The 23,332-nt window shown below is 57.7% G+C and carries 27 protein-coding genes; 17 read left to right on the plus strand and 10 right to left on the minus strand.

Going from position 1 to position 23,332, the window contains the following annotated elements:
* Positions 1-103: 103 nt before the first annotated feature.
* From AC2FID_RS04385 to AC2FID_RS04395, 3 genes are all read left to right on the plus strand, one after another.
* The gene (locus AC2FID_RS04385) at positions 104-1,285 is read left to right on the plus strand and encodes an ammonium transporter (protein ID WP_496835547.1); all 1,182 of its coding nucleotides are present in this window, start codon (positions 104-106) and stop codon (positions 1,283-1,285) included.
* Positions 1,286-1,428: 143 nt separating this feature from the next.
* On the plus strand, positions 1,429-2,109 hold the full coding sequence (locus AC2FID_RS04390; protein ID WP_496835549.1) for an orotate phosphoribosyltransferase: 681 nt from the start codon (positions 1,429-1,431) through the stop codon (positions 2,107-2,109).
* 225 nt (positions 2,110-2,334) lie between these two features.
* On the plus strand, positions 2,335-3,825 hold the full coding sequence (locus AC2FID_RS04395) for a replicative DNA helicase (RefSeq protein WP_058278098.1): 1,491 nt from the start codon (positions 2,335-2,337) through the stop codon (positions 3,823-3,825).
* A 3-nt stretch (positions 3,826-3,828) separates the two neighbouring features.
* Here AC2FID_RS04395 and AC2FID_RS04400 read toward each other — a convergent pair whose 3' ends face one another.
* The gene (locus AC2FID_RS04400) at positions 3,829-4,368 is read right to left on the minus strand and encodes a GNAT family N-acetyltransferase (RefSeq protein WP_496835551.1); all 540 of its coding nucleotides are present in this window, start codon (positions 4,366-4,368) and stop codon (positions 3,829-3,831) included.
* 230 nt (positions 4,369-4,598) lie between these two features.
* On the opposite strand from AC2FID_RS04400, the gene alr reads away from it, so the two are divergent.
* The 8 genes from alr (at position 4,599) to AC2FID_RS04440 (ending at position 11,320) form a co-directional block, all read left to right on the plus strand.
* Positions 4,599-5,633 carry an alanine racemase gene (alr, locus tag AC2FID_RS04405; protein WP_496772039.1) on the plus strand — a complete coding sequence of 345 codons (1,035 nt, stop codon included), beginning with the start codon at positions 4,599-4,601 and terminating at the stop codon, positions 5,631-5,633.
* The gene (locus tag AC2FID_RS04410; protein ID WP_496835554.1) at positions 5,630-6,412 is read left to right on the plus strand and encodes an MlaE family ABC transporter permease; all 783 of its coding nucleotides are present in this window, start codon (positions 5,630-5,632) and stop codon (positions 6,410-6,412) included. The genes alr and AC2FID_RS04410 overlap by 4 nt, the downstream gene beginning before the upstream one ends.
* Entirely contained in the window at positions 6,409-7,155 is a 747-nt protein-coding gene (locus AC2FID_RS04415) for an ABC transporter ATP-binding protein (RefSeq protein WP_108858454.1), read from the plus strand. The genes AC2FID_RS04410 and AC2FID_RS04415 overlap by 4 nt, the downstream gene beginning before the upstream one ends.
* 17 nt (positions 7,156-7,172) lie before the next feature.
* Positions 7,173-7,826, plus strand: a complete 654-nt coding sequence (locus tag AC2FID_RS04420) for a hypothetical protein (protein WP_496835556.1) — start codon at positions 7,173-7,175, stop codon at positions 7,824-7,826.
* The gene (locus AC2FID_RS04425) at positions 7,820-8,269 is read left to right on the plus strand and encodes a paraquat-inducible protein A (protein ID WP_496835644.1); all 450 of its coding nucleotides are present in this window, start codon (positions 7,820-7,822) and stop codon (positions 8,267-8,269) included. The genes AC2FID_RS04420 and AC2FID_RS04425 overlap by 7 nt, the downstream gene beginning before the upstream one ends.
* Positions 8,270-8,416: 147 nt before the next feature.
* The gene (locus tag AC2FID_RS04430; RefSeq protein WP_496835559.1) at positions 8,417-9,199 is read left to right on the plus strand and encodes a DNA repair protein; all 783 of its coding nucleotides are present in this window, start codon (positions 8,417-8,419) and stop codon (positions 9,197-9,199) included.
* 120 nt (positions 9,200-9,319) lie between these two features.
* Positions 9,320-10,681: a DNA repair protein RadA gene (gene radA / locus AC2FID_RS04435; RefSeq protein ID WP_058278214.1), complete on the plus strand. Its 1,362-nt coding sequence runs from the start codon at positions 9,320-9,322 to the stop codon at positions 10,679-10,681.
* A 39-nt stretch (positions 10,682-10,720) separates the two neighbouring features.
* Positions 10,721-11,320 carry a CvpA family protein gene (locus AC2FID_RS04440; RefSeq protein ID WP_058271814.1) on the plus strand — a complete coding sequence of 200 codons (600 nt, stop codon included), beginning with the start codon at positions 10,721-10,723 and terminating at the stop codon, positions 11,318-11,320.
* A gap of 207 nt (positions 11,321-11,527) precedes the next feature.
* Here AC2FID_RS04440 and AC2FID_RS04445 read toward each other — a convergent pair whose 3' ends face one another.
* Positions 11,528-11,947 carry a hypothetical protein gene (locus tag AC2FID_RS04445; RefSeq protein ID WP_496754253.1) on the minus strand — a complete coding sequence of 140 codons (420 nt, stop codon included), beginning with the start codon at positions 11,945-11,947 and terminating at the stop codon, positions 11,528-11,530.
* Between the two features lie 717 nt (positions 11,948-12,664).
* Between AC2FID_RS04445 and AC2FID_RS04450 the strand changes: the two genes are divergently transcribed.
* From AC2FID_RS04450 to AC2FID_RS04465, 4 genes are all read left to right on the plus strand, one after another.
* The gene (locus AC2FID_RS04450) at positions 12,665-12,805 is read left to right on the plus strand and encodes a hypothetical protein (RefSeq protein ID WP_160116486.1); all 141 of its coding nucleotides are present in this window, start codon (positions 12,665-12,667) and stop codon (positions 12,803-12,805) included.
* 36 nt (positions 12,806-12,841) lie between these two features.
* The gene (gene purF, locus AC2FID_RS04455; protein WP_496835562.1) at positions 12,842-14,365 is read left to right on the plus strand and encodes an amidophosphoribosyltransferase; all 1,524 of its coding nucleotides are present in this window, start codon (positions 12,842-12,844) and stop codon (positions 14,363-14,365) included.
* A 268-nt stretch (positions 14,366-14,633) separates the two neighbouring features.
* Positions 14,634-14,882: a hypothetical protein gene (locus tag AC2FID_RS04460; protein WP_058271935.1), complete on the plus strand. Its 249-nt coding sequence runs from the start codon at positions 14,634-14,636 to the stop codon at positions 14,880-14,882.
* A 41-nt stretch (positions 14,883-14,923) separates the two neighbouring features.
* On the plus strand, positions 14,924-15,568 hold the full coding sequence (locus AC2FID_RS04465) for an SDR family NAD(P)-dependent oxidoreductase (RefSeq protein WP_496835564.1): 645 nt from the start codon (positions 14,924-14,926) through the stop codon (positions 15,566-15,568).
* Between the two features lie 59 nt (positions 15,569-15,627).
* On the opposite strand, the gene AC2FID_RS04470 is transcribed toward AC2FID_RS04465, so the two are convergent.
* The 4 genes from AC2FID_RS04470 to AC2FID_RS04485 all read right to left on the minus strand — a co-directional run bounded on the left by AC2FID_RS04470 (position 15,628) and on the right by AC2FID_RS04485 (position 18,139).
* Complete coding sequence (locus AC2FID_RS04470) at positions 15,628-16,470, minus strand: ATP-binding protein (RefSeq protein ID WP_496835566.1); 843 nt, start codon at positions 16,468-16,470, stop codon at positions 15,628-15,630.
* Between the two features lie 116 nt (positions 16,471-16,586).
* Positions 16,587-17,462 carry a twin-arginine translocase subunit TatC gene (gene tatC / locus AC2FID_RS04475; protein ID WP_496835568.1) on the minus strand — a complete coding sequence of 292 codons (876 nt, stop codon included), beginning with the start codon at positions 17,460-17,462 and terminating at the stop codon, positions 16,587-16,589.
* Complete coding sequence (gene tatB / locus AC2FID_RS04480; protein WP_058271821.1) at positions 17,459-17,917, minus strand: Sec-independent protein translocase protein TatB; 459 nt, start codon at positions 17,915-17,917, stop codon at positions 17,459-17,461. The genes tatC and tatB overlap by 4 nt, the downstream gene beginning before the upstream one ends.
* Before the next feature lie 6 nt (positions 17,918-17,923).
* On the minus strand, positions 17,924-18,139 hold the full coding sequence (locus AC2FID_RS04485) for a twin-arginine translocase TatA/TatE family subunit (RefSeq protein WP_058271822.1): 216 nt from the start codon (positions 18,137-18,139) through the stop codon (positions 17,924-17,926).
* A 217-nt stretch (positions 18,140-18,356) separates the two neighbouring features.
* On the opposite strand from AC2FID_RS04485, the gene AC2FID_RS04490 reads away from it, so the two are divergent.
* On the plus strand, positions 18,357-18,665 hold the full coding sequence (locus AC2FID_RS04490) for a hypothetical protein (RefSeq protein ID WP_496835571.1): 309 nt from the start codon (positions 18,357-18,359) through the stop codon (positions 18,663-18,665).
* A gap of 15 nt (positions 18,666-18,680) precedes the next feature.
* Entirely contained in the window at positions 18,681-19,352 is a 672-nt protein-coding gene (locus AC2FID_RS04495) for a helix-turn-helix transcriptional regulator (RefSeq protein ID WP_282118278.1), read from the plus strand.
* 61 nt (positions 19,353-19,413) lie between these two features.
* Here AC2FID_RS04495 and AC2FID_RS04500 read toward each other — a convergent pair whose 3' ends face one another.
* From AC2FID_RS04500 to AC2FID_RS04515, 4 genes are all read right to left on the minus strand, one after another.
* Entirely contained in the window at positions 19,414-20,583 is a 1,170-nt protein-coding gene (locus AC2FID_RS04500; RefSeq protein ID WP_282118277.1) for a LysM peptidoglycan-binding domain-containing M23 family metallopeptidase, read from the minus strand.
* Between the two features lie 63 nt (positions 20,584-20,646).
* Positions 20,647-21,297 (minus strand): protein-L-isoaspartate(D-aspartate) O-methyltransferase, encoded by a 651-nt coding sequence (locus AC2FID_RS04505; RefSeq protein WP_058271826.1) that lies wholly within the window; start codon positions 21,295-21,297, stop codon positions 20,647-20,649.
* Positions 21,294-22,076, minus strand: a complete 783-nt coding sequence (surE, locus tag AC2FID_RS04510; RefSeq protein WP_496835573.1) for a 5'/3'-nucleotidase SurE — start codon at positions 22,074-22,076, stop codon at positions 21,294-21,296. Before surE ends, AC2FID_RS04505 begins: the two co-directional genes overlap by 4 nt.
* Before the next feature lie 120 nt (positions 22,077-22,196).
* Complete coding sequence (locus tag AC2FID_RS04515) at positions 22,197-23,300, minus strand: ABC transporter ATP-binding protein (protein ID WP_472723896.1); 1,104 nt, start codon at positions 23,298-23,300, stop codon at positions 22,197-22,199.
* Positions 23,301-23,332 lie beyond the last annotated feature (32 nt).

A 23,332-nucleotide genomic window follows, 5' to 3' on the forward strand; every position in this document is an offset into this window, starting at 1 on the left:
TTAAAACAGGCGCCAAAAACCACCTCTGCCTCTTTTTTCCCCGCCTTCTCTCCGCTTCAACACCAGCTACGCAAGCTGAAGACGCCAAAGAGGAGACCGGCTGATGAACGGAGCCGATACCGCCTGGATCATAGTTGCAACTGCACTGGTCCTATTCATGACATTGCCGGGCCTCGCCCTGTTCTATGGCGGCCTCGTGCGCGCCCGCAACGTGCTGAGCGTTTTCATGCACTGCTTCTCAATCGCCTGTTTGATGAGCATACTTTGGTTGGTCGCCGGATACTCGATCGCATTTGGCGACGGTGGGTCGGGCCTGTGGGGCGGTCTGGGCAAAGCCTTCCTGAACGGAGTTGATGTCGACAGCCTGTCGGGCACCCTGCCCGAGGTTCTGTTCTTTGCCTTCCAGATGACATTCGCAATCATCACCCCCGCCCTCATCATCGGCGCTTATGTCGAGCGTGTGGGTTACGGGTTTGTCATGATCTTCTCAGGCCTGTGGATGCTGCTGTGCTACGCACCCGTCGTTCACTGGATCTGGGGCGGCGGTATTCTGACCGATGGCGGCATTCTGGGCGAGATCGGCGTGCGTGACTTTGCCGGTGGCATTGTGGTGCATGAAACGGCAGGTCTGGCCGCGCTGATCATCGCCGTGGTCCTTGGCCCGCGCCGCAACCGCACAACCCCGCCACACAACCCTGGCTACGTCATGATCGGCGCCGCGATGCTTTGGGTTGGCTGGTTTGGCTTCAACGGCGGTTCACAATTGGCGGCAGATGGCGGTGCCGCTATGGCGATAACAGTCACTCATATCTCAGCCGCAACCGCATCGCTGACATGGGCGCTGTATGAACGCATCAAATACGGCAAAGCCTCGATGGTGGGCCTGGTTACAGGTACGATTGCGGGTCTGGCCTCTATCACCCCAGCCTCGGGATATGTTGATCCGGTTCAAGCGCTGATCATCGGTGCCCTAGCAGGCGTGTTGTGTCAGGAGGCCGTGAACATCATCCGTAACAAGCTGAACATCGACGACACTCTGGACGTGTTCGCGGTGCACGGCGTAGGCGGCATCTTTGGCACCATCATGATCGCTGTGTTCGGCCTGGGTGCCTGGACCGCGCAGTTGGGCGGGCTGGTCATCGTAGGTGTCTTTACGGCAGTTGTCACATTTGTGTTGATCAAGGTGGTTGCGCTGATCACCCCGCTTCGCGTAGATGCAGAAACCGAGACAAACGGGCTCGATCTTTCGGTACACGGCGAGCGTGCCTATGACATGAGCAGCTAAGCCCACCTTGGCTGCCTCTTGCCCGCAAGGGCCAAAGCGGGCCTCTTCGTGAGGTCCGCTTTTCTTTTGCGCACACCCCTCTCGACTCTGGGACGGGGGACAGGCTATCAGCCCGCAATGCCATTCAGTCCAGAGGTACCGTTATGATCCCCAGTTCCTTCCCCGACAGCACCGAGATTGCCCGCCTGACCGCGCGGATGTTGCTGGAGATCAAGGCTGTCCATTTCAATTCGCGCGAGCCTTTCACACTGGCCAGCGGCTTGCCCAGCCCGACCTATATCGACTGCCGCAAACTGATCTCGTATCCGCGCATACGGTCGACCCTGATGGATTTCCTGACGGTCAACGTGATGCGGGATGCCGGGTTTGAGGCATTCGACAATATCGCCGGCGGTGAGACCGCGGGCATCCCATTCGCCGCTATGGTCGCAGAGCGTATGGCGCTGCCGATGACCTATGTGCGCAAAAAGCCAAAGGGTTATGGCCGCAACGCCCGTATCGAAGGCGCGATGAGCGAGGGAGAGCGCGTGCTGCTGGTCGAGGATCTGACCACCGATGGCGGGTCCAAGCTGTCCTTCGTGGATGCGATCCGCGAAACAGGTGCCACTTGTGGGCACACGGCGGTCATTTTCTACTATGGCATCTTCCCCGAGACCGAAAAAACCTTGGGCGACCACGGCATCCAACTGCATCACCTGTGCACATGGTGGGATGTTCTGGCCGAGGCCAAAGCGCAGAAAGCCTTTGATCAGGAAACACTTGACGGTGTCGAAGCCTTCCTGAAAGACCCGCGTGGCTGGCAGGAAGCAAATAAATCCACGTGAACCTCTTGTGGACAGATTGGGGATAAGCCCAGAAGAATCGGTCGACCAGCCACGATATCTGGTGACTTTTTCCCCAATTCCTACATAATAAGCTACGCATACGCAGGTATCCAAACTGTCAGGAAAGTTATCCCAAGGCTTTATCCATAGTTAGCCACAGGTATTTCCAGATAGCCGACACGCCAAAATAGCGTGTAGAAAGCGCCGCAGGGCAGCGGGGACAAAATGAACGAGATAAGCAGCATCGAGCAGGCAGCAGCTCGGATTCAGAACGCCGAAACCATGCCGCATTCCATTGAGGCCGAACAGCAGCTTCTGGGTGCGATCCTGACCAATAACGATCTTTATGATCGGGTCGCTTCAATCATCGGGGCCGAGCATTTCTATGACCCGGTTCACTCCCGGATTTATGAGGTCGCCTCTACCCGGATCGCCAAGAATGCGCTGGCCTCGCCCGTGACGTTGAAATCCTTTATGGCCGAGGATGAGGGCTTGCAGGAACTGGGTGGCCCGGCCTATCTGGTCAAACTGGCGGGTGCATCGATCAGCGCCTTTGCGGTGCATGACTATGCCCAGATGATTTATGATCTGGCAATCCGGCGCGAGCTGATCCGCCTGGGCCGCGATATCTCGGACAAGGCAGCGCGGGTCGACATCAGCAGCGAACCAAAAGAACAAATCGTCGAAGCCGAGCAACAGCTTTATCAGTTATCCGAGCAGGGCCAGACCGAACAGGGATTTCAATCCTTCCTCAAGGCGGTCACAGAAGCCGTCAACGTCACCAACGAAGCGTACCAGCGCGGTGGTGGCATGGCAGGGATTTCCACCGGTCTGGCCGACTTGGACAAACAACTGGGTGGCTTGCACCCGTCTGACCTGATCATTCTTGCCGGTCGTCCGTCGATGGGAAAAACCTCTCTGGCGACCAACGTGGCATTCAATGTCGCCAAGGCGTACAAACGTGGGCTGAAACCAGACGGCTCAGAGGGCGCGGTTGACGGCGGTGTCGTTGGCTTTTTCTCATTGGAAATGAGTGCCGAACAGCTGGCAGGCCGAGTTCTGGCCGAAGCCTCCGAAATCTCATCCCATAAGATCCGCCAGGGTGACATGACCGAGTCCGAGTTCCGCCGCTTTGTCGACGCGGCCAAGGAACTGGAAGCCTGCCCGCTTTTCATTGACGACACGCCCGCCCTGCCGATTTCGCAGTTGGCGGCTCGGGCACGCCGTTTGAAACGGACACATGGTTTGGACCTGCTCGTTATCGACTACCTGCAGCTGTGCAGGGGAATGGCCGAAAACCGCGTCAACGAAATTGCCGAAATTTCGATGGGCATGAAAGCCATCGCCAAGGAATTGCAAATTCCGGTGATCGCCCTGTCCCAGCTTTCGCGTCAGGTTGAAAACCGCGACGACAAGCGCCCACAACTGTCCGACTTGCGGGAGTCAGGCTCGATCGAACAGGACGCCGACGTGGTGATGTTCGTGTACCGTGAGGAGTACTACAAGGAACGCGAAAAGCCCGGCGATCACGAACTTGAAAAGATGGAAGAGTGGAAGCAGGCCATGGAGCGTCTGCACGGCAAGGCCGAAGTCATTGTAGGTAAGCAGCGCCACGGTCCCATCGGCACGGTTGACCTCTCGTTCGAGGCGCAGTTCACCCGTTTTGGAAATCTGGTCAAACCCTGGCAACAGGACGGACAGATTGAGGGGTATTAATCCTCACCACAGCTCGGGTTTGTTGAATGCACTGACACATTGAGATGGCCCCTTGAACGGCGCCATCTCAGCCCCTGTCAACGATTGCCCCAACCACCCGTGCGGATGGCTTAACGGCAGAGGAGCTTGGGCGACTTTTTCTGAAATCGGAAAAAACCCGGTTTTGCCGTAGTAGTTCGGATCGCCGTAAGTCACCACAAAATCCACTTTGTCACGGCGCAGCTCGTCCAACCCAAACGCGATCAGTCGCTGCCCTATCCCCGCTTTCTGGCGATCCGTACGCACGGCAACCGGCGACATCAGGAACACCTGTCGCGGATCTTGGTCAAAGAGCAGCCGCGAAAACAGGATGCAACCCAGCACTTGGGGGCCAGCATGGGCAATGGCTGCACTCAAATCGCCGTCAGGCGTTGTGGCCAACAGATCCGAAACCAACGCGCCGATCGCGGTCCCTTCTTCATCGCTTTCTGAAGCCGTGAACACCCTCCTGAACAAGCCGGGCAGCGCGGCCTCCCAACCATCTTTCCCTGTCGTGAATTTCATGGTGAACTCTCTTCAATCGTCCGTGGGTCTGTATCTGGTTCAACGATTACACGCCGATGCACCCGGTTGAACATAGGACGGATACAATGGCGATGCAGAGGCGAGCCGAACATGTTTTTACGCCAATGCCTTGCACCGTTGGCCAATAGTTGCCCATGAACGCGGACAAGTTTGCATTTATAGCCGTCTACCCCCTTGACCTGCCGTGATCCAATGTCATGAACGGTTCCATGAGTACCGCACGTTTGACGATTAATCTTCAGGCGCTGGCCAGCAACTGGCGCGCGCTCGATGCAAAAACGGATGTCGAAACCGGCGCCGTGGTCAAAGCTGACGCCTACGGCCTGGGGGCCGAGCCTGTGTCCGCGACCCTGGCAGAGGAAGGCGTTCGAAAATTCTTTGTTGCAGTTGCCGAAGAAGGGGTTGCCGTGCGTAAAGCCATCGGCCCCGGACCGATGATCGCTGTATTCTCGGGTCATATGGAAGGTGACACCGATCTGCTGCGCGATCACGATCTGACGCCGCTGATCAATGCGCCCGAGCAATTCATGCGCCATCAACAGGCGCTTCCGGATCATCCCTTTGGTATTCAGCTGGACAGCGGCATGAACCGCTTGGGTCTGGAACCTGCTGACTGGGCTGAATTGCGCCCAAAGGCCGAGGCACTGAACCCCGTCGTAATGATGTCGCACCTAGCCTGTTCGGACGAACCCGATCATCCAATGAATCGCCAGCAACTAAAGACCTTCCGCGAGATGACTGATGGCACCGCATCACCAAGGTCGCTGGCGGCCACAGGCGGTACGTTTCTTGGGCCCGAATTCCACTTTGATTTCTGCCGCCCCGGCGTCGGCCTGTACGGCGGCATGCCTTTTGCCGAAGCGAAACCGGTGGTGACGGTTGACCTGCCGGTCATCCAAGTTCGCCCTGTCGAGGTCGGTGAATCGGTCGGGTACGGCAATAGCTGGATCGCGCGCCGCCCCTCTCGCATTGCGACCGTTGCCGCTGGTTACGCAGACGGTTTGCACCGTGCCATCGGCGGTGGGATCGACGCGTTTTCCGGCAGCCAGCCCTGCCCTGTTGTCGGACGCATCTCGATGGATCTGATCACGGTAGACGTCACCGATCTGCCCGAAGATCCCGAACGCCTGCGCATTCTGAACGGACATCAAACAGTCGACGACCTGGCCGAAGCCGCCGGCACCATCGGATATGAAATCCTGACGTCGCTGGGCGCGCGTTTTTCCCGGGGATACGTCGAATGAACCCTTTGGCCGTGCTGGGTGGGCTGGGCCGTGCTGTCCTGTCCATGCTTGCCAACTTTGGCAAGGTGGGAATTTTCGCGCTGGACGCGATCTCACACATCTTTCGGCCGCCCTATTATCCGCGCGAGTTTGCCGTTGCCCTGATGAATGTGGGCTGGCTTTCGCTGCCGGTTGTTGGCCTGACCGCAATCTTCACTGGTGGTGCGCTGGCCTTGCAAATCTATGCGGGCGGCGCGCGTTTCAACGCCGAGGCCGTGGTACCCCAGATCGTCGCCATCGGCATGGTGCGTGAACTCGGGCCGGTGCTGGTTGGCCTTATGATCGCCGCGCGCGTGACCTCGTCCATCGCGGCCGAAATCGCGACCATGAAAGTGACCGAGCAGATCGACGCGCTGGTCACCCTGTCTACCCACCCGATGAAATACCTGACGGCGCCGCGTGTTCTGGCCGCCTTGATTACAGTGCCCCTGCTGGTCGGTATCGGAGATATCATCGGCATTGCAGGCGGTTACGTGGTCGCGACCCAAAATCTGGGTTTCAACGCGGCGACGTACCTGCAAAACACGGTCAATTTCCTTGAAACCAAAGACATCGTGTCATCGCTGGTCAAAGGCGCAGCCTTCGGCCTGATCGCAGCCATCATGGGCTGTTACTTCGGCATGAACTCGGGTCGGGGTGCGCAAGGCGTTGGCCGAGCGACCAAGTCCTCGGTCGAATCCGCCGCGATCATGATCCTCGCTGCCAACTTCATTCTCACAGGGGTGTTCTTCTCGGTATGATCAGGATGGAGAACGTAGCAAAAGCCTTTGGCGACAATCAGGTTCTGCAGAGCATGAGCCTTGAGATCCCCAAAGGCACCTCGATGGTCATCATCGGTGGTTCGGGCACCGGCAAGTCCGTGGCGTTGAAGTGCATTCTGGGCCTGATCAAACCCGATAGCGGGATGATCTACGTCAATGGCAAAGACGCGGCCAAGGGCGACCGCGATAAGTTTCTGGCCCGCTTCGGAATGCTATTTCAGGGGGCGGCTTTGTTCGATTCCCTGCCCGTCTGGCAGAACGTTTCCTTCCGCCTACTGCGCGGTCCGTTGAAGCGCCCCGCCGAATACGCGCGCGAGATCGCCATCGAGAAGCTGCGCCGTGTGGGCCTGAAATCCGACGTGGCCGACCGCTTTCCGTCCGAACTGTCGGGTGGCATGCAGAAACGCGTAGGCCTTGCCCGCGCCATCGCCGCCGAGCCCGAAATCATTTTCTTCGATGAACCCACCACCGGCCTCGACCCGATCATGTCCGGCGTCATCAACGACCTGATCCGCGAAATCGTGACCGAGATGGGCGCCACCGCGATGACCATCACCCACGACATGAGCTCGGTCCGTGCGATTGCCGACAACGTGGCCATGCTGCACGGAGGCGTCATCCAGTGGACCGGCCCGGTCAGCCAGATGGACGCCTCGGGTGATCCCTACGTGGAGCAGTTCATCAGCGGGAGCGCAGAAGGGCCAATTGAGGCGGTAAGATAACCAAAGGTGAGTATTTTATGGATCCTTTTCAGCAAATTGAAATAGCCATTGCGTATGCAAAACGTTTGAATGGCGGTAACTTGAATGGAACCGAAGGCATGGATCACGCAACTAACATTGCGGGAGATCTGTTTGAAATATATGGGCAAATTTATGCGTTATCGAGCATAATCGAAGCTCCAATAACGCTATTGGATCCTTCTGAATCAGAGGATGTTGAAAAAGCCTGCGACAAAGCACTATTGCAAATTGCACAACTGGAATTGAAGGTAGCAATAAGAAAAGGTAACAATACTATCCGTGCAAACTACGATAGTCATTTAGTAGCCCTGTCTCTTGAGCAAGTTGAAGAGATAGAGAAACACATTCAAGCAGCGCGGACTAAAATTCGTTCCTCAAATGTATTTGAAGATTCGCATAAGAGACGTCTTCTAAAGCGTCTCGAACGACTTCAATCAGAAGTTCACAAAAAGGTTAGCGATCTGGATGTTATGCTTGCTGGCGTAACAGAAGTCACAGCCGTAGCAGGTCAAAGCGCTAAAAACCTGAACCCTGTTGTTGACCTGTTCAATAAGATTTTCAAAATCGCAGAAGGCGAAACGGACGAGCCCCTTGGTCTTCCAGCGCCGCCCAAGCAAATTGAAGATAAATCTGGAGAACAGGTATCTTAAAGATCGCCACCCTATCCCTTCTGATCCTCTACCCCATCGCTTGGTTCGCCCCGCTGATACGCGCAGGGTTCCTGCCGATCTTCGGCCTCAGCGAGATCAGCGTCATTACCGGCCTGCAGTCGCTGTGGAAGTCAGACGTCTTTCTGGCACTGATCGTCACCATCTTCGCCCTCTTCGCGCCCTATATCAAAACAATCGGCACCGCCCTGATCCAATGGGACATGCTGGACCCACGCGTCCAACCCGCACTCAACATCCTCGGGAAACTGGCTATGGCCGACATTTTCCTCATCGCGCTTTACATCACGCTGGCCAAGGGAATCTCTTACGCCACCATCGAAACTGCGTGGGGTCTTTACCTGTTTACGGCGTGCATTCTGGCCTCGCTCGCATTGGGCCACATTACCGAAATGACACGCAGATCACGAAATCCTCAGACGTAATTGATTGAAAACGCTTATCTGAGTATCATCTTTATATTTCGAGCAGAAAATTTTTGTAGTTTCGGTCCTGAGCGGATCATTCTGTGTGTGTTAGATGTTTCCCGCTTTGGGCTGGTGTGTTCCGGTTTCAAAAGGAGTTCGTCTAAGATGACCGCCCTCCACAACATCACATTGCAATTTCAGAATGTCTTTTTAAGATTGACTTTTTTCCTCATTTGCACCGCAGCCTTTTTCTCGGTCGGTGCCTGTCTTTTATCTGCCTTGGGGGTTCTGCCCTGGCTGTCCATGCAGGCCGGTTTTGGCACAGCTCCGGCTGTGGACGCAGGTATGTATGTCCAGATTGGTCTGACGGTGCTGATTCTCATGCTGGCGTTCTATCTGCCTGCAAATGCCCGGATGATGGCCCTTGAGAGGTCTCATCGTAAGTTCTCGCTAAACATGCACGACGTTGCTCAGGCCTACCACTTGGCCCATACTGCAGATCGCGGCGAAACGTTCCTGCTGTCGTCTGAGTTTGACGCAGTCAAGGAAAGAATGGCCTTCCTACGCCACCACCCAGACCTGCAATCGCTCGAACCCGAAATCCTGGAGCTGGCCGCACAGATGAGCCATATCAGCCAAGAGCTGGCAGAAACCTATGGCGATGCACGTGTCAGCCGCGCCCGCACGTTCCTGCAGCAACGTCAGGAAGAGATCGAAACGTTTCAGAAGCGGATCGAAGAAGCGCAGGTCATCCAGCATGAGCTGCGCCAATGGACCCACGATATCGAGATGGAAGAATCCATTGCCAAATCGCAGCTGGCGCGTTTGCGGGACGAACTGTTTGAACTGCTGCCCGAATTGTCGGCACAGCTTCAATCGCCCGTCGACGACCGCGATCCCAAGAAATCGAGCGTCATAGCAATGTCGCCGCCCCGCGCCGCCGAATAGGCGCGACAGCGCCCGCCGGGAACGATGGCCCATCGGGCCTGAGGACGCGGTGCGCCATCGGCAGAGATGAAAGCCCTGCTAGGGCTTGAAGAACCGCCCGCGCTCGGGCACCAAGGCCGAATGGCAAAGACAACTTTCTCCTGCTCGGCCTGCGGCGCAACGCATTCCCGGTGGTCCGGTCGGTGCGACGGCTGCGGTGAATGGAACACAATCACGCAAGACGTGCCTCTTTCGGCTGGCCCTGCAAAGAAATCCCTCGGCGGCAAACGTGGCCAGTCCATTACACTCACGGACCTGTCGACCGAGGAAACACCGCCGCCGCGCACCTTGTGCGGCGTAGAAGAACTGGACCGCGTTTTGGGTGGCGGTCTGGTCCCGGCCTCGGCCCTGCTGGTTGGGGGCGATCCAGGTATCGGCAAGTCGACGTTGCTGTTACAGGCCGCAGCGCGGTTTGCACGTGCTGGCGTCAAGACGATTTACGTGTCTGGCGAAGAAGCCAGCGCTCAGGTGCGCATGCGCGCGCGCCGTCTGGGTCTAGAAGACGCACCGGTTCAACTAGCCGCCGAAACCAACCTGCGGAACATTCTGACGACGCTTGAGGCTGAGAAACCCGGTCTGGCCATCATCGACTCGATTCAGACCATGTGGGCCGACAATGTGGACAGCGCACCGGGCTCGGTGTCACAAGTCCGGGCCGCGGCGCATGAATTGACCACGTTTGCGAAACGACACGGTGTTTCAATCATCATGGTCGGCCACGTCACCAAAGAAGGTCAAATTGCAGGTCCTCGCGTCGTCGAACATATGGTCGACACCGTCCTTTACTTCGAAGGCGAGCGCGGCCATCAGTTCCGCATTCTGCGGGCGGTCAAGAACCGCTTTGGCCCTGCGGACGAGATCGGCGTGTTCGAAATGACAGGCAAAGGCCTGGCACAGGTGACCAACCCATCGGCCTTGTTTCTGTCCGAGCGCGGCACACCCAGCCCTGGGTCAGCCGTATTTGCCGGGATCGAAGGCACACGCCCCGTTTTGGTTGAATTACAAGCGCTTGTAGCTCCGTCCCCGCATTCACAACCGCGCCGGACCGTTGTCGGTTGGGACAGTGGCAGGTTGGCGATGATCCTCGCCGTGCTCGAAGCACGCTGTGGCATCCCTTTTGCAGGTCTCGATGTGTACCTCAACGTCGCCGGCGGATTGAAAATCGGTGAACCCGCCGCAGATCTGGCCGTTGCCGCAGCCCTGCTGAGTGCCCGAGAAGACACAGCCCTGCCCGCAGATACCGTTGTTTTCGGAGAAATCTCGTTATCTGGGGCACTTAGACCGGCCCCACAGACCGAAAACAGGTTGAAAGAAGCCCAAAAACTTGGTTTCACATCGGCAATCGCTCCGGCGGGCGGCAAAACCGGTACTGTGGCAGGTCTGACACTCACCCGACCCTCTGATTTGGTTGGGTTTGTTGGCGAAACCTTCGGAGCAGGTTAAAGTCGCCCCCTGAGGGGCAGAAAAAAACAGGCGAGGGCCATGGAAGGTTTTACAATAATTGACGGGGTCGTTGCCCTGATCGTCGTCGTTTCAGGCATTCTTGCCTATTCGCGCGGCTTCTTACGTGAGGTTCTGGCCATAGCAGGCTGGGTCGCAGCCGCAGTGCTGGCCTTTATTTTCGCACCCCAAGCGGTGCCACTGGTCAAAGAGATCCCGGTTGTTGGGGATTTCCTGCGCGACAGCTGCGAATTGTCCGTCATCACGGGCTTTGCTGCGGTATTCGCAGTTGCACTTATTATTGTCAGCATCTTTACGCCCCTGTTTTCGTCGATCGTCCAGCGATCTGCTTTGGGCGGACTGGATCAGGCACTTGGCTTTTTCTTCGGCATCGCCCGCGGCATCCTGTTGGTTGCCATCGCGTTCTTTGTCTATGACACGGTGATGACGGGTCAGTCCTATACGATCGTTGACGAAAGCCGCTCGGCCAAGGTGTTCGAGCAGTTCAGCGACAAGATCGAAGAACAGAACCCCGAAGCGGCTCTTGGCTGGGTCACCCGGCAATATGAAGAACTGGTCGCCAGCTGCGCAGAAGGTTCCGCACCGGCCGAGGATCTGACAGCCCCCACAACTACGGAATAAATGCCTGGCACGGGTGCCACCCATGCTGCAATTGTTGAAACGAGCCGCCGCTTTGCCGGCGGCTCGTTTTCGTTTGTGCCCGTGCTTTTTTTGTAATTGTTTGGAAGATCTTTCCCTGAACGGTTGTCATTAAGTACTTCTTGGGTGTCTTGCCGGGTCTTCAAAAAACCCACACATCCCGATCAAAATCCTCCTAAAAGCGCACTTCTACTTGAGCTTCCAAGTGTTCTTTTTCGGTTGTCCGTTTTCGTAGATCCGAAACTCATTTGCGCCGATGCGTTCGACGCTCCAGCACTTTTGCCCCCAACTCCCTTTCTCACACCACTGATCGTCTTTGACGAACCAGTCCCCCGTGTATTTGTCCTTACCGTCCCAAAGCCCGTTGAGTTTGCCGTTCTTCTTGCTTGTTGCCTTGCTGTATGCCTGAATCCACGGCGTCTTTCCGTCATTGTTAGAGACGCCAGACAACTGGCCGCCAGGTATTGTGGCAAGAAGCTCTTCCTGAGTCATGAAAACCTGCGCAAACGCTGTTGTCGTCGTCATGGCTCCAAAGCCTGCAGCAATGACTGCCACGCTCAGAAATGAACGCACACTTTTGAGTTGAAAATTACAAAGTCCGTAAGACATGAAACACATCCTTTTCGACAAATCCGAGATTGTAATGACTACTTTTCCCGTTGAGCTACCAGAGAGTCTCAACGCTAGGATTGTATCATAATGACACTAAAACCCCAAAAACTGACGCTGATGGCGCACTGTGGAAGGAAATCACGTCTAATCCGGTCCCATTCCGGGCGCCCGACCAGAGTCACCGGATATCCGCTTGTCAGAGCCCAGTACAAAAACAATTAGCTGAAAAGTTTTCGAGATCTCTTTTCGACAAAAAAGGGCACTGGTTCGCAGCTACACCCGTTTTTTTTGCTTAGTAGATCTTCGGGCTCAGACGAACCCTTCGCCTGCACAAACCGTGCATCTGATCGTCTTCAAACCGAAACAACCGTCGCAGCGATTAAAAATCGGCTTTCCGTGAATGTCGCGACTTTTGATGACTTCACCCGATCCGTTACAGATCTGGCAAGGTGCCCGCCCCATACCCCTGCATCGGTGACACCGGCGCTTTACCGGTTCTTCTTTTTTGTTTCCTTGTTTGTGCTGCCACATGGCGGGTATCCGATCGAACCTTTATCATTGCCGAAAACTCACTATGTCGACCATGACACCACATGCCTGCGGTCCCTGTCACCTTTTCATGTTGTTTTTGACAAAATCCGCATGCGTCAAATCGCGAATGTGATCCTTTGATGACACAGGCGCGCTTAGGCATTATGTGAGTGGCGAACTGACATGGAATCGGAGCTGCCGATCTTGCTGTATCTGTTTTCTTACGCGCTTGCCCTTGCGACGCTGGCGTGTTTGCGCCGCCAATCGGCCGGGCGACAATGCGTACAGATACCGCTGTCCAGACGGCCCGACCCGCACACCTAATCAACATAAACACGTCATGGAAATTGGAGCCCGTATATGTGTGGCATTTTAGGGATCGCAAGCAGGACACATGATGTCTTTGCGGAAATCTATGACGGGCTGCTGATGTTGCAGCACCGGGGTCAGGATGCCTCGGGGATCGTGACCTATACCGGTGAGTTCTTCCGTGAGAAGAAAGCCAACGGGCTGGTCAAGGACGTCTTTAACGCCAGTGACGCCGAGACCCTGCTGGGACAGGTCGGTATAGGACATGTGCGCTATCCTACGGCCGGATCGCTCAGCGCGGCCGAGGCGCAGCCGTTTTTCGTCAACGCGCCTTATGGCATCTATTTGGTCCATAACGGCAATATCACCAACACCGCCGAGCAGCGCGAGAAAGTCACCGCCAAATACAGCCGCCATCTGCGCACCACTTCGGATTCAGAGATTCTGCTGAATGTTCTGGCGGACAAAGTGGCCGACGCAATCAAGGTCAATGGCAATGCCGAACCCATCCGCAATATCTTTGCCGGTGTAAAGATGACAATGGAACGCGTTCAGGGTGCTTATTCAGTGATCTGTCTGGTGGCCGGCGTTGGTATGCTGGCGTTCCGCGATCCCTACGGCATTCGCCCCCTGTCGGTTGCCAAGCGCGATGTGGATGGGGACGGCGACGATTATGCCTTTGCGTCCGAGGATGTCGCCTTCGGTATCAACGGGTTTGAAAAGCTGCGCGATGTGAAACCGGGTGAGGCCATCCTGATTGACCTCGACGGCAACATGCACACGTTCCAGGCAGTCGATGGTCAGCTGACCCCTTGTATCTTTGAGTACGTCTACCTGGCCCGTCCGGATTCGCTGTTGGATGGTGTTTCGGTCTACAAAACCCAGATGCGTATGGGTCAGACGCTGGCGCGCCAGATTGAGGCTGCAGGGCTAGAGATCGACCGCATCATCCCGGTACCCGATAGCGCACGCCCAGTGGCGCTTGAGGTCGCGAAAGCCACGGGCATTCCTTACCGTGAGGGTCTGGTCAAGAACCGCTATGTAGGCCGCACATTCATCATGCCCGGTCAGGAAGAGCGGCAGAAATCCGTGCGCCGCAAGCTGAACGCCGTTCCGTTGGAGTTCAAAGGCCACAACGTATTGCTGATCGACGACTCCATCGTGCGCGGCAACACGATCAAAAAAATCGTTCAGATGTGCCGCGAAGCCGGGGCCAAGAAGGTGTTCATCGCCAGCGCCTCGCCACCGGTAAAGTTCCCCAACGTTTATGGTATCGACATGCCCACAAAGCATGAGTTGATCGCAAACGGTAAGAACATTGAGGATATCCGTCAGGAGCTGGGCGCAGACGCCCTGTTCTATCAGGATCTCGATGACCTGATTTGGTCCGCCAAGGAAGGTAACCCGGATATCGAATCCTTCGATTGCTCGTGCTTTGACGGGAATTACATTACCGGCAGCGTCAGCGAAGACTATCTGGACAGCCTCGAAAACAGCAGCCGGGTCAGCAAGAAAAAGCAGGACATGCAGGTGCCCGGCGGGTCCTGGAATGCGGCCAAACTGGCGTCCGGCTAAGAATACGCCCCCGAATCAGATTGCAGTGATGGCCCGTTTCGCAATTGCTATGCGGGCCTTTTCACGTATTGGCTGCGCCTGATCGGTTGGTTTTCGCGCACAACTTTTCGATGAAGAAACCGCAATTGCAGGAACTTCGGCGACGCAGCTATTCAGCCGCGCTATCGCGCAATCCCCGCCTCTTTAGTTCCTGTCCTTCGTTTGATAGCGCATTTGCCGAACCACTTATAAAACAAGGGGTCAGGCCAACGTGGCCAGGCCGAAAATTATGTCAAACGCCAACGTCAAAAACGCGGCCACACAGACGGGCGCGCTAAAGAAGAACTCAGTCTCTGTGCTGGGCGTCTTTGGTCCAAAAGCTGACATGCGTGCGTTGGTGCGCCTGTCGTCAGGCCGGGTCAAAGAGGTCAAGCCCGGCAGCCGGGTGTCGTCGGGCACTGTGATTGCCATTGATGACGAAGGCGTCATGCTGCGACAAAGCGGCCAGACCAAGCGGATCGTCATCCCCGGAAGTTAATCTGTCTTGACGCCCTGCGCGCATGGGTTCAAACCGCCCTTATGACCGATCAGACTAAAATTGCCCTCATCACCGGGGCTTCGCGCGGATTGGGTGCTGCCCTGGCCGAAGCTCTGGCACCCGAGTATCACATCGTCGCCGTTGCCCGCACCACTGGTGGGCTGGAAGAGTTAGACGACCGGATCAAAGCCAAAGGTGGCGCGGCCACGCTTGCGCCGATGGACATCGCGGACCCGAACGCCATGGCGACCCTGTGCCGGGGAATCCATGACCGATGGGGCAAAGTTGATCTGTGGATGCACACTGCAGTCCACACCTCGGCCCTGACGCCTGTGCATTTCGTGGACCCCAAGGAATGGACGAAGGCGGTCAACATCAACGCAACAGCCACGTCGGTTCTGATCCCGTATATTGCGCCCCTGTTGGGCGACAGCGGCCATGCGGTGTTTTTTGACGATCCCAAAGCGGGTGAGAAGTTCTATGGCATCTATGGAGCAACCAAGGCCGCGCAACTGGCGCTTGCCCGCAGCTGGGCGGTGGAGACAGAACGCACGGGTCCGCGCGTGTCGATCGTGGAACCCGCGCCGATGCCCACGGCTGTGCGCGCTCGGTTCCACCCCGGCGAAGACCGCGATGTGTTGACCAGCCCTGCGGATGAGGCAGCCCGAATTCTGACGCTATTGTAGGAATAGCCCTTAAGGCCATGCCTCCGGTGGGGATATTTAGGCCAGATGTAGCGGGCGGTCTACGCGATATGTACGCCGTTGCGCCCAGCCAGATCGACAAAGAACTGCCATGCCACGCGACCCGAGCGTCCGCCCCGGGTGGCTTGCCATTCGATGGCCTCGGCGCGCAGGATATCGGCGTCGATGGACACACCATGAGCCGCGCAATACCGGTCAATCATCGCAAGGTATTCATCCTGATCGCAGGGATGGAAACCCAGCCACAGGCCGAACCGGTCAGAGAGCGAGACTTTTTCCTCGACCGCCTCTGACGGGTTGATTGCGCTGGAGCGTTCGTTTTCGATCATGTCCCGCGGCATCAGGTGACGGCGGTTCGACGTCGCGTAGAAAACAACGTTTTCAGGACGGCCCTCGATGCCTCCGTCCAGCACCGCCTTGAGTGATTTGTAGTGCTGGTCATCGTGGCTGAACGACAGATCATCACAGAATAGGATGAACCGGTGTGGGGCTGCGCGCAGATGGTTGAGAAGACGCGCGACCGAGCCCATGTCTTCACGCTGAAGTTCGACCAGTTTGAGGTCCGGAAAATCCTCCTGCAACGTACCGTGGACGGCTTTGACGAGGCTGGATTTACCCATGCCCCGTGCACCCCACAACAGCGCGTTGTTGGCCTTGTATCCGGCCGCAAAGCGGCGCGTGTTGTCCAGCAGCGTATCACGTGAGCGGTTGATGCCCACCAGCAGGTCCAGATCGACCCGGTTGACCTGTTTGACCGGCTCCAGCCGGTCCGGCTCGACTTGCCAGACAAAAGCCGGGGCTGCTGCGAAGTCGGGCGCAGCCAATGGGGCCGGTGCCATGCGTTCCAGGGCGTCAGCGATACGGTTCAGGGCTTGGTCGTTCATAGGCGCCTCCGGTCGGTTTTGGTGGTTTCAAACCATGTTCCGCCGGACGCAACAAGAGCTACGCACAAAAAAGGCGCGCCCCAACGGGCGCGCCTGATTGTTACCGATCAACAGGATTACTTGCCTTCTTCTTCCTGAATGATCTCTTCATCCGCTTCTTCTTCGTCGTCATAGTATCCATCGGCGCGCAGTTGTTCCTCGCGCTTCTTCTCAACACGTGCGACCAGGAAGATCGAAATCTCGTACAGCCCATAGACGACCACGAACAGGATGACCTGCGTGATCACGTCAGGCGGTGTCACCAGCGCGGCCAGAACCAGAATGGCAACCACAGCGTATTTGCGCACGCCCCCCAGACCTTCGGCAGTTACCAACCCGGCTTTGCCCATCAGGGTCAATAGAACCGGCAGCTGGAAACACAGCCCAAAGGCCACGATGAACTTGATCGTCAGGTTCAGGTATTCCTGTGCCGAGCCCTGGAAGACCACGCTCAGCGGCGCTGTGACCGTGCCGTCAACCACTGCCTCGCCTTCCGCTCCGAACTGCTGGAAACCCAGGAAAAAGTCGTAAGCTAGTGGCGTGACCACGTAAAACGCAAAGCTTGCCCCCAGCAGGAACATGAACGGCGACGCCAGCATGAACGGCAGGAACGCATTCTTTTCTGTCCGGTACAGGCCAGGTGCCACGAACCGCCACATCTGCATCCCGATATAGGGGAATGCCAGTATGAAGCCGCCCAGCAGCGAGACCTTGATGGCGACGAAGAAACCTTCCTGCGGTGAGATGAAGATCAGCCCACAATCCTGTCCCCGATCAGCTAGAACCTGACACAAGGGATTCGTCAGGAAGTTAAACAGCGGCGTAGCGACCGTGAAACAGATTATCATCCCGATCAGGAACGCCACGACGCAGTGAATCAACCGTGTGCGCAGTTCTGCCAGATGCTCGATCAATGGGGCCGAGCTGTCTTCGATCTCGTCGGTATTGCTCATGTCTTGCTTTCAGTATTCAGCGCGGCTTCGGCCTCTTCAGCCTTGGCTAGCGCATCCGCAGCTTCTTTGGCCTTACGCTCGGCAGCGGCACGCGCGGTCGAGGCCTGAATCTTCTTGGCCTGCTCGGCACGTTCTGCAGCCAGCTTGCCTGTCTCGCTGTCGGGGTCGAACTTGGTCGGGTCCATGCTCTTGGCCATTTCCTGCGCGGCTTCTTTGACACCGTCCATGGCGGTGTTCACAGGATTGGTGGCCGCATTCAGACCCTTCTTGATCTCGTTCACGCCCGCCTGATCCGCCGCCTCGTTCATGGCGCTGCTGAACTCGCGCGCCATGCCACGGGCCTTGCCAACCCAGCGGCCGACATTGCGGAACAACACCGGCAGATCCTTTGGCCCCACAACGATCAGGGCAACAACGCCGATGACCAGAAGCTCGGTCCAGCCCAGATCAAACATCTGCGCTTAGACCTTGTCTTTGTCTGTCTCGGGCGTGACGTCTTTGGCCACCTCGGACGCGTCCTGCTCCAACTCGTCCGCACCTTCTTTAACGCCCTTCTTGAACGAGGTGATGCCTTTGCCCACTTCGCCCATAAGCGAGCTGATTTTGCCGCGGCCAAACAGCACCAGCACCACAACGGCAATCAGCAGAAGACCGGGAAGTCCGATATTGTTAAGCATGTCTCTTCTCCTTTGAAGTCGGCGCAAGCGCGCCGGGAATGTGATCTGGCACTGTGTTTACGCCCGTGCGGTCCATCGCAAAAGCGTGTTGGCCCGGTTCTGTGCCCAAAAACGAACGGATCACGCGATTTTTGAGGACTCGCATTTCTCAACTGACAGGTTTATGTCAGTTGTAAACACGTACAACAGCCCTGTCTCATCAAAACAGGAGCATGACGTGACACAAATCGCAGAAACCGTAACCTTCAAACTCGCAGCCGATGTAACAGAAGAGGATTTCGTGAACATCATGAAAGGCACAGAATCCTTTGTTCGGAACGCGGACGGCTTTGTCTTTCGACGCCTCAGCGCAGGGGATGATGGGCTTTGGACCGACACAGTCATCTGGGCCAACATGGATTGCGCTCAATCCGCCGCCGCAGCCTTTCCAAAGCAGGATTTCGCTCCTGCGGTGATGGCCGCAATCGCGCCGGACACGGTCACCATGCGCCACGATGCAATCCATTGGACCATCGGAGCGTCATGACACACAGGACATCCCATGCGCCGCTCTGACCGGCTGTTCGATATCATCCAGATCCTGCGCGACGGTAAACTTCACCGTGCGCAGGACATCGCGGACCGGCTTGAGGTGTCGGTTCGCACCATCTATCGCGACATGGATACGCTGGTTGCCTCGGGCATCCCCGTCGAGGGCGAACGCGGTGTGGGCTACATGGTGCGTGAGCAGATCACCCTGCCCCCGCTGAATCTGACCCCTGCCGAGCTTGAGGCGTTGAACCTCGGTATGGCCATCGTAGCCGAAGCCGCAGACCCCGACCTCAAGGCCGCAGCCACGTCGCTGGCCGACAAGATCGACGCCGTGTTGCCCACGCAGGTCGTGGCCGAGGCTGACAGTTGGAAATTTGCAGTCTATCCCTTTGCCGATGCGGCGCGTGGGCTGGCGCATATGGCCCCGATCCGCGCCGCCATCAAATCCCGCCAGAAACTCCGTCTGTCTTACCGTCGGATCGACGGCGTTCTGACTGATCGGGTCATACGCCCGCTGCACATGGAATACTGGGGGCGCGTCTGGACCCTGACGGCATGGTGCGAGTTACGTCAGGGGTTCCGTGTTTTTCGCATAGACCTGATCGAAACAATCTTGCCCCTGCCCGAGGTCTTCGCAGACGAGCCCGGCAAGAGCCTAAGCGATTATGATCCGCACGCGTGACGGGCTTCATCTTTTCTCAAATACTCTGGCAGGAGGTACGGCCCGCTCAGGGCCATAACCCTCACCGCAGATAGGGTTCCGGATCGACAGATTCGAACCCTTTACGCACCTCGAAATGGACGTAGGCATTGTCGCCGCCGCGCAAGGAGGCGATCTTTTGGCCGCGCTTGACGCGAGCACCCTTTTTCACAGTGATGTTCTCGACATTCGCGTAGACGGTCAACAGATCGCTGTTGTGCTTTACCACAATGATCGGCACCTGATCTGCGTCGGCCGTGATTGCGGCGACGGTGCCCGCAGCGGCAGCGTTAACCGGGCTACCCGGCGAGGCCGCAATGTCGATGCCTTCGTTCGAGCCCTTTTTATAGGTGCGGATGATCGTTCCTGTGACAGGCAGTCCAAGCGCAGAATTGCTTTGCGTAGTCGGCGCTTCGGCGGTCACGTCAGGTGCGGGCTCGGCGGGCTTGATGACTTCATCCGGCAGAGGTTGCGTCGCGCTGGGCGGCGTCGGTGTCGGCGATCCCTGCCCAGGTTGGGTGATCGTAGTCGCAGGGACTGTTGTCACGGCGGCCGCCTCCTGACGGGGCGCAGGCTGGTTCTTGATGGGAATCAGCAGAAACTGTCCTTCGCGCACGGTAAAGTCAGACCCCAGCCCGTTCCACTCGGCCAAGGCATCTACCGGCACGTTATACAGGCGCGCGATCGTATACGCGGTTTCGCCGCGCTTGACCTTGTGGCGAATGGGTTCGGGTCCCGCCGGCGCAGAGGCCGGAGCAGGCGCGGCGGTTGGTTGTGCCGGTTCCAGCGTCGATGTGCGCACCGACCCATCCGCCGGAGCTGCGTCAATCGCAGTGCCTGCAATTGTCGCGATATCGACAGAGCTGGCCGCGCTGACGGTACGGGGCAAGGCGACCACCTCGCCATCACGCAGCTGGTCTGCAGCTTGCAATCCGTTAAAACGCGCGACTTCCGCTGCCGGTAATCCAACCCGGGCGGCGACATCGCCAACCGTGTCGCCCCGGCGCGCAACGGCCACTTGATAATTGGGATAGGTGATCACGCCACGCGCATCCGGAGCAGGCCGGTTCGCGGTGGCCGCCTGCGCCGCATCGGCCGTAGAAAACCCGCCGACGTTGCCTCGCAGGTCATAATCTATGGGGCCCTCGCATCCCGCGAGGAACGCCAAGGACGCAACACCTGCTGCGACTGCTGATTTGGAAACTGCTCTCATTTTACTGTCCTCACCGCCTGCCCCTGTTGTCCGGGGTTCCAGCGCTTATCGCGAAATATTTCTTTACGCTCCGTCTTTACCAAGCCCTTCTAGCAGGGGCACGAACCGAACGGGCAACAATTCATCATAGTCCAGGCCGGTTTCAGTGCGTCTGACCCGGATCAGGGTCTGAACCGCATCCGACTGTCCCACCGGCAAAACCATGATACCGCCGATTTTGAGCTGCGCCAAGAGCGGCCCGGGCGGGTCCTCGGCAGCGGCCGTCACAATGATACGATCAAACGGGGCTTGTTCCGACAAACCGAACGACCCATCCGACAGCATCGCCGTCACATTGGTCATCCCCAATTCGCGAAAAAGCTCGCCAGTTTCGCGAACCAGACGTTTATGACGTTCGACCGTGTAGACCCGGCGCGCCAGCTTGGACAGAACCGCGGCCTGATAACCCGAGCCTGTACCAACTTCCAGCACCGTGTCACGAGGGCGCACATCCAGCGCCTGCGTCATCAGCCCCACCACCGAAGGCTGGCTGATCGTCTGACCGCAGGCAATCGGCAGCGGTGTATCCTCATAAGCGCGCTCCGCGAACAGGCCCTTGACGAAACGGCCCCGATCGACCTGTTCCATCGCGGCCAGAACGCGCGCATCCGTTACCCCGCGCGACCGCAGGGCAAAGAGGAATTGCATGGTTGTTTCTGGATCAAGTCCGCTCATTCGATCGACTTCAGTTGTTCCAGAACGTCATGGGCCGTCAGGTCCGCACGCATCGGTGTGACCGAGATGTAGCCTCCCAGATTGACCGCTGCATCAGTACCGGGTGCTGTCGGGTTGTGCTGATAGCCACCCTTGATCCACAGGAAGCGGCGGCCCGAGGGCGAGCTGTGTGGTTCAACTGAGAAATTGGTATCCCGGCGAAAGCCCTGCGGCGCGATGCGCGTCCCCAGAACCTCATCCGCCGGCACAGGTGGGAAATTCACGTTGTAAAACAGGCGGTAATCCCCCTGCTCTTCAGGCGTTGCTTTCAGAATTCGCCGCACGAGGTCGGCCCCGTAACGCGTTGCAGCCTCAAAAGGATCATCCAGACCCAGGTTGCGCGGCCCGAAATACTGCGACAAGGCAATCGCAGGAATACCCTGCAGGGCGGCTTCCATCGCCCCACCCACCGTGCCGGAATACAGCGTGTTCTCGGCCGAGTTGTTGCCCCGGTTCACACCGGACAACACCAGATCGGGCGGCGTGTCTTTCATGACGTCGTGCAGCCCGGCCAACACACAGTCAGCGGGCGAGCCTTCGGCGGCAAAGCGGCGTTCGCCCAGCTTGGCGACCATCATCGGGTGGGTATAGCTGATGCAGTGGCCGACACCCGATTGTTCGAACGCGGGTGCCACGACCCAAACCTCGCCATCCGGGCCTGCCAGATCGGCGGCAATCGCCTCAAGTGCGATCAGCCCTGGGGCATTGATCCCGTCATCATTGGTCAGAAGTATACGCATAAGCCCCATCCACCCGGCGTTTTGCCCTTGATAGACCCGCCCCCGCGTCGCGGCAAGCAAAGCGCGCGTCCAATCTGATGCTTTCGCGCACCACTTGGCGCTAAACTGTGGCTTTCCAGCCTAAACCGGGAAAACGAAACACCTGTCACGTCGGATGGTCAGCCACATGACCCGTCCCGGACTGGGAACAAAGACATTGGGCACCGTCGCCCTCAGGATCGAGCCGTCATGGTCCATCCGAAATTCAACAAGGCTTTCGTTGCCCAAAAACCGTGCCCGCTCGACTACGCCCCGCGCGGCAACGCCGTCGGTCGGTGTCGGCAGCGGCCCCTTGCCGTTACGGTCAAAGTCCAGCCGCACGTGCTGAGGGCGGAATACGATTTCGACATCTGTATTGTCCGGAACGCCGGGTGCCAGAAATTGCCCGAATGGCGTTTCGGCCAAGGCTCCATTCACTTTGGATTGCAAAACATTGATATCACTAAAAAACGCCACCGCCGCCTTGTCCGCCGGGCGGGTGAAGACGTTGTAGGGCGCGCCTTGTTGCACGACTTTACCGCGCCGCATCAGGGCGATTTCATCCGCCATGCGCATCGCTTCTTCCGGCTCGTGCGTGACAAGAACAACAGCGGCATCCTCTTCCTTGAGGATCGCAAGCGTTTCATCCCGAATGCCGTCCCGCAACCGGTTGTCGAGGCCCGAGAAAGGCTCATCCATCAGCATGATCCGCGGACGCGGGGCCAATGCGCGGGCCAGTGCCACACGTTGCTGCTCGCCACCTGACAGATGATGCGGGTAGTCGTCGACGAAACGCATCAGGTCGACCTTGCGCAGCAGCGCTTCGACGCGGGCGCGTTTTTCGTCCCTATGCCCCTTCAGGCCAAAGGCCACATTGTCGGCAACGCTGAGATGCGGAAACAGGGCAAAGTCCTGAAACATCAGCCCTATTTCGCGCCGCTCGGGCGGCACACGAAACACCGTGTCACAGATCAACTTGCCATCGACATAGATTTCACCGGATTCCTGCATCTCGACCCCGGCGATCATGCGCAGGGTTGTCGACTTGCCGCAGCCCGAAGGCCCCAACAGACAGGTCACCTGCCCCGCCCGCACCATCAGCGAGACGTCATCCACAACAACCCGCCCTTCATACCGGGCGATCAGATTTCGGATTTCCAACCGAGGAGGAGTAGCGTTTTCTGTCACCGATGGGCCCCGTTGCATTTCCCGATCAATTCCATCGGGCTTAGGCGGGG

The sequence above is a fragment of the Ruegeria sp. CDSC068 genome (genome assembly GCF_059610545.1).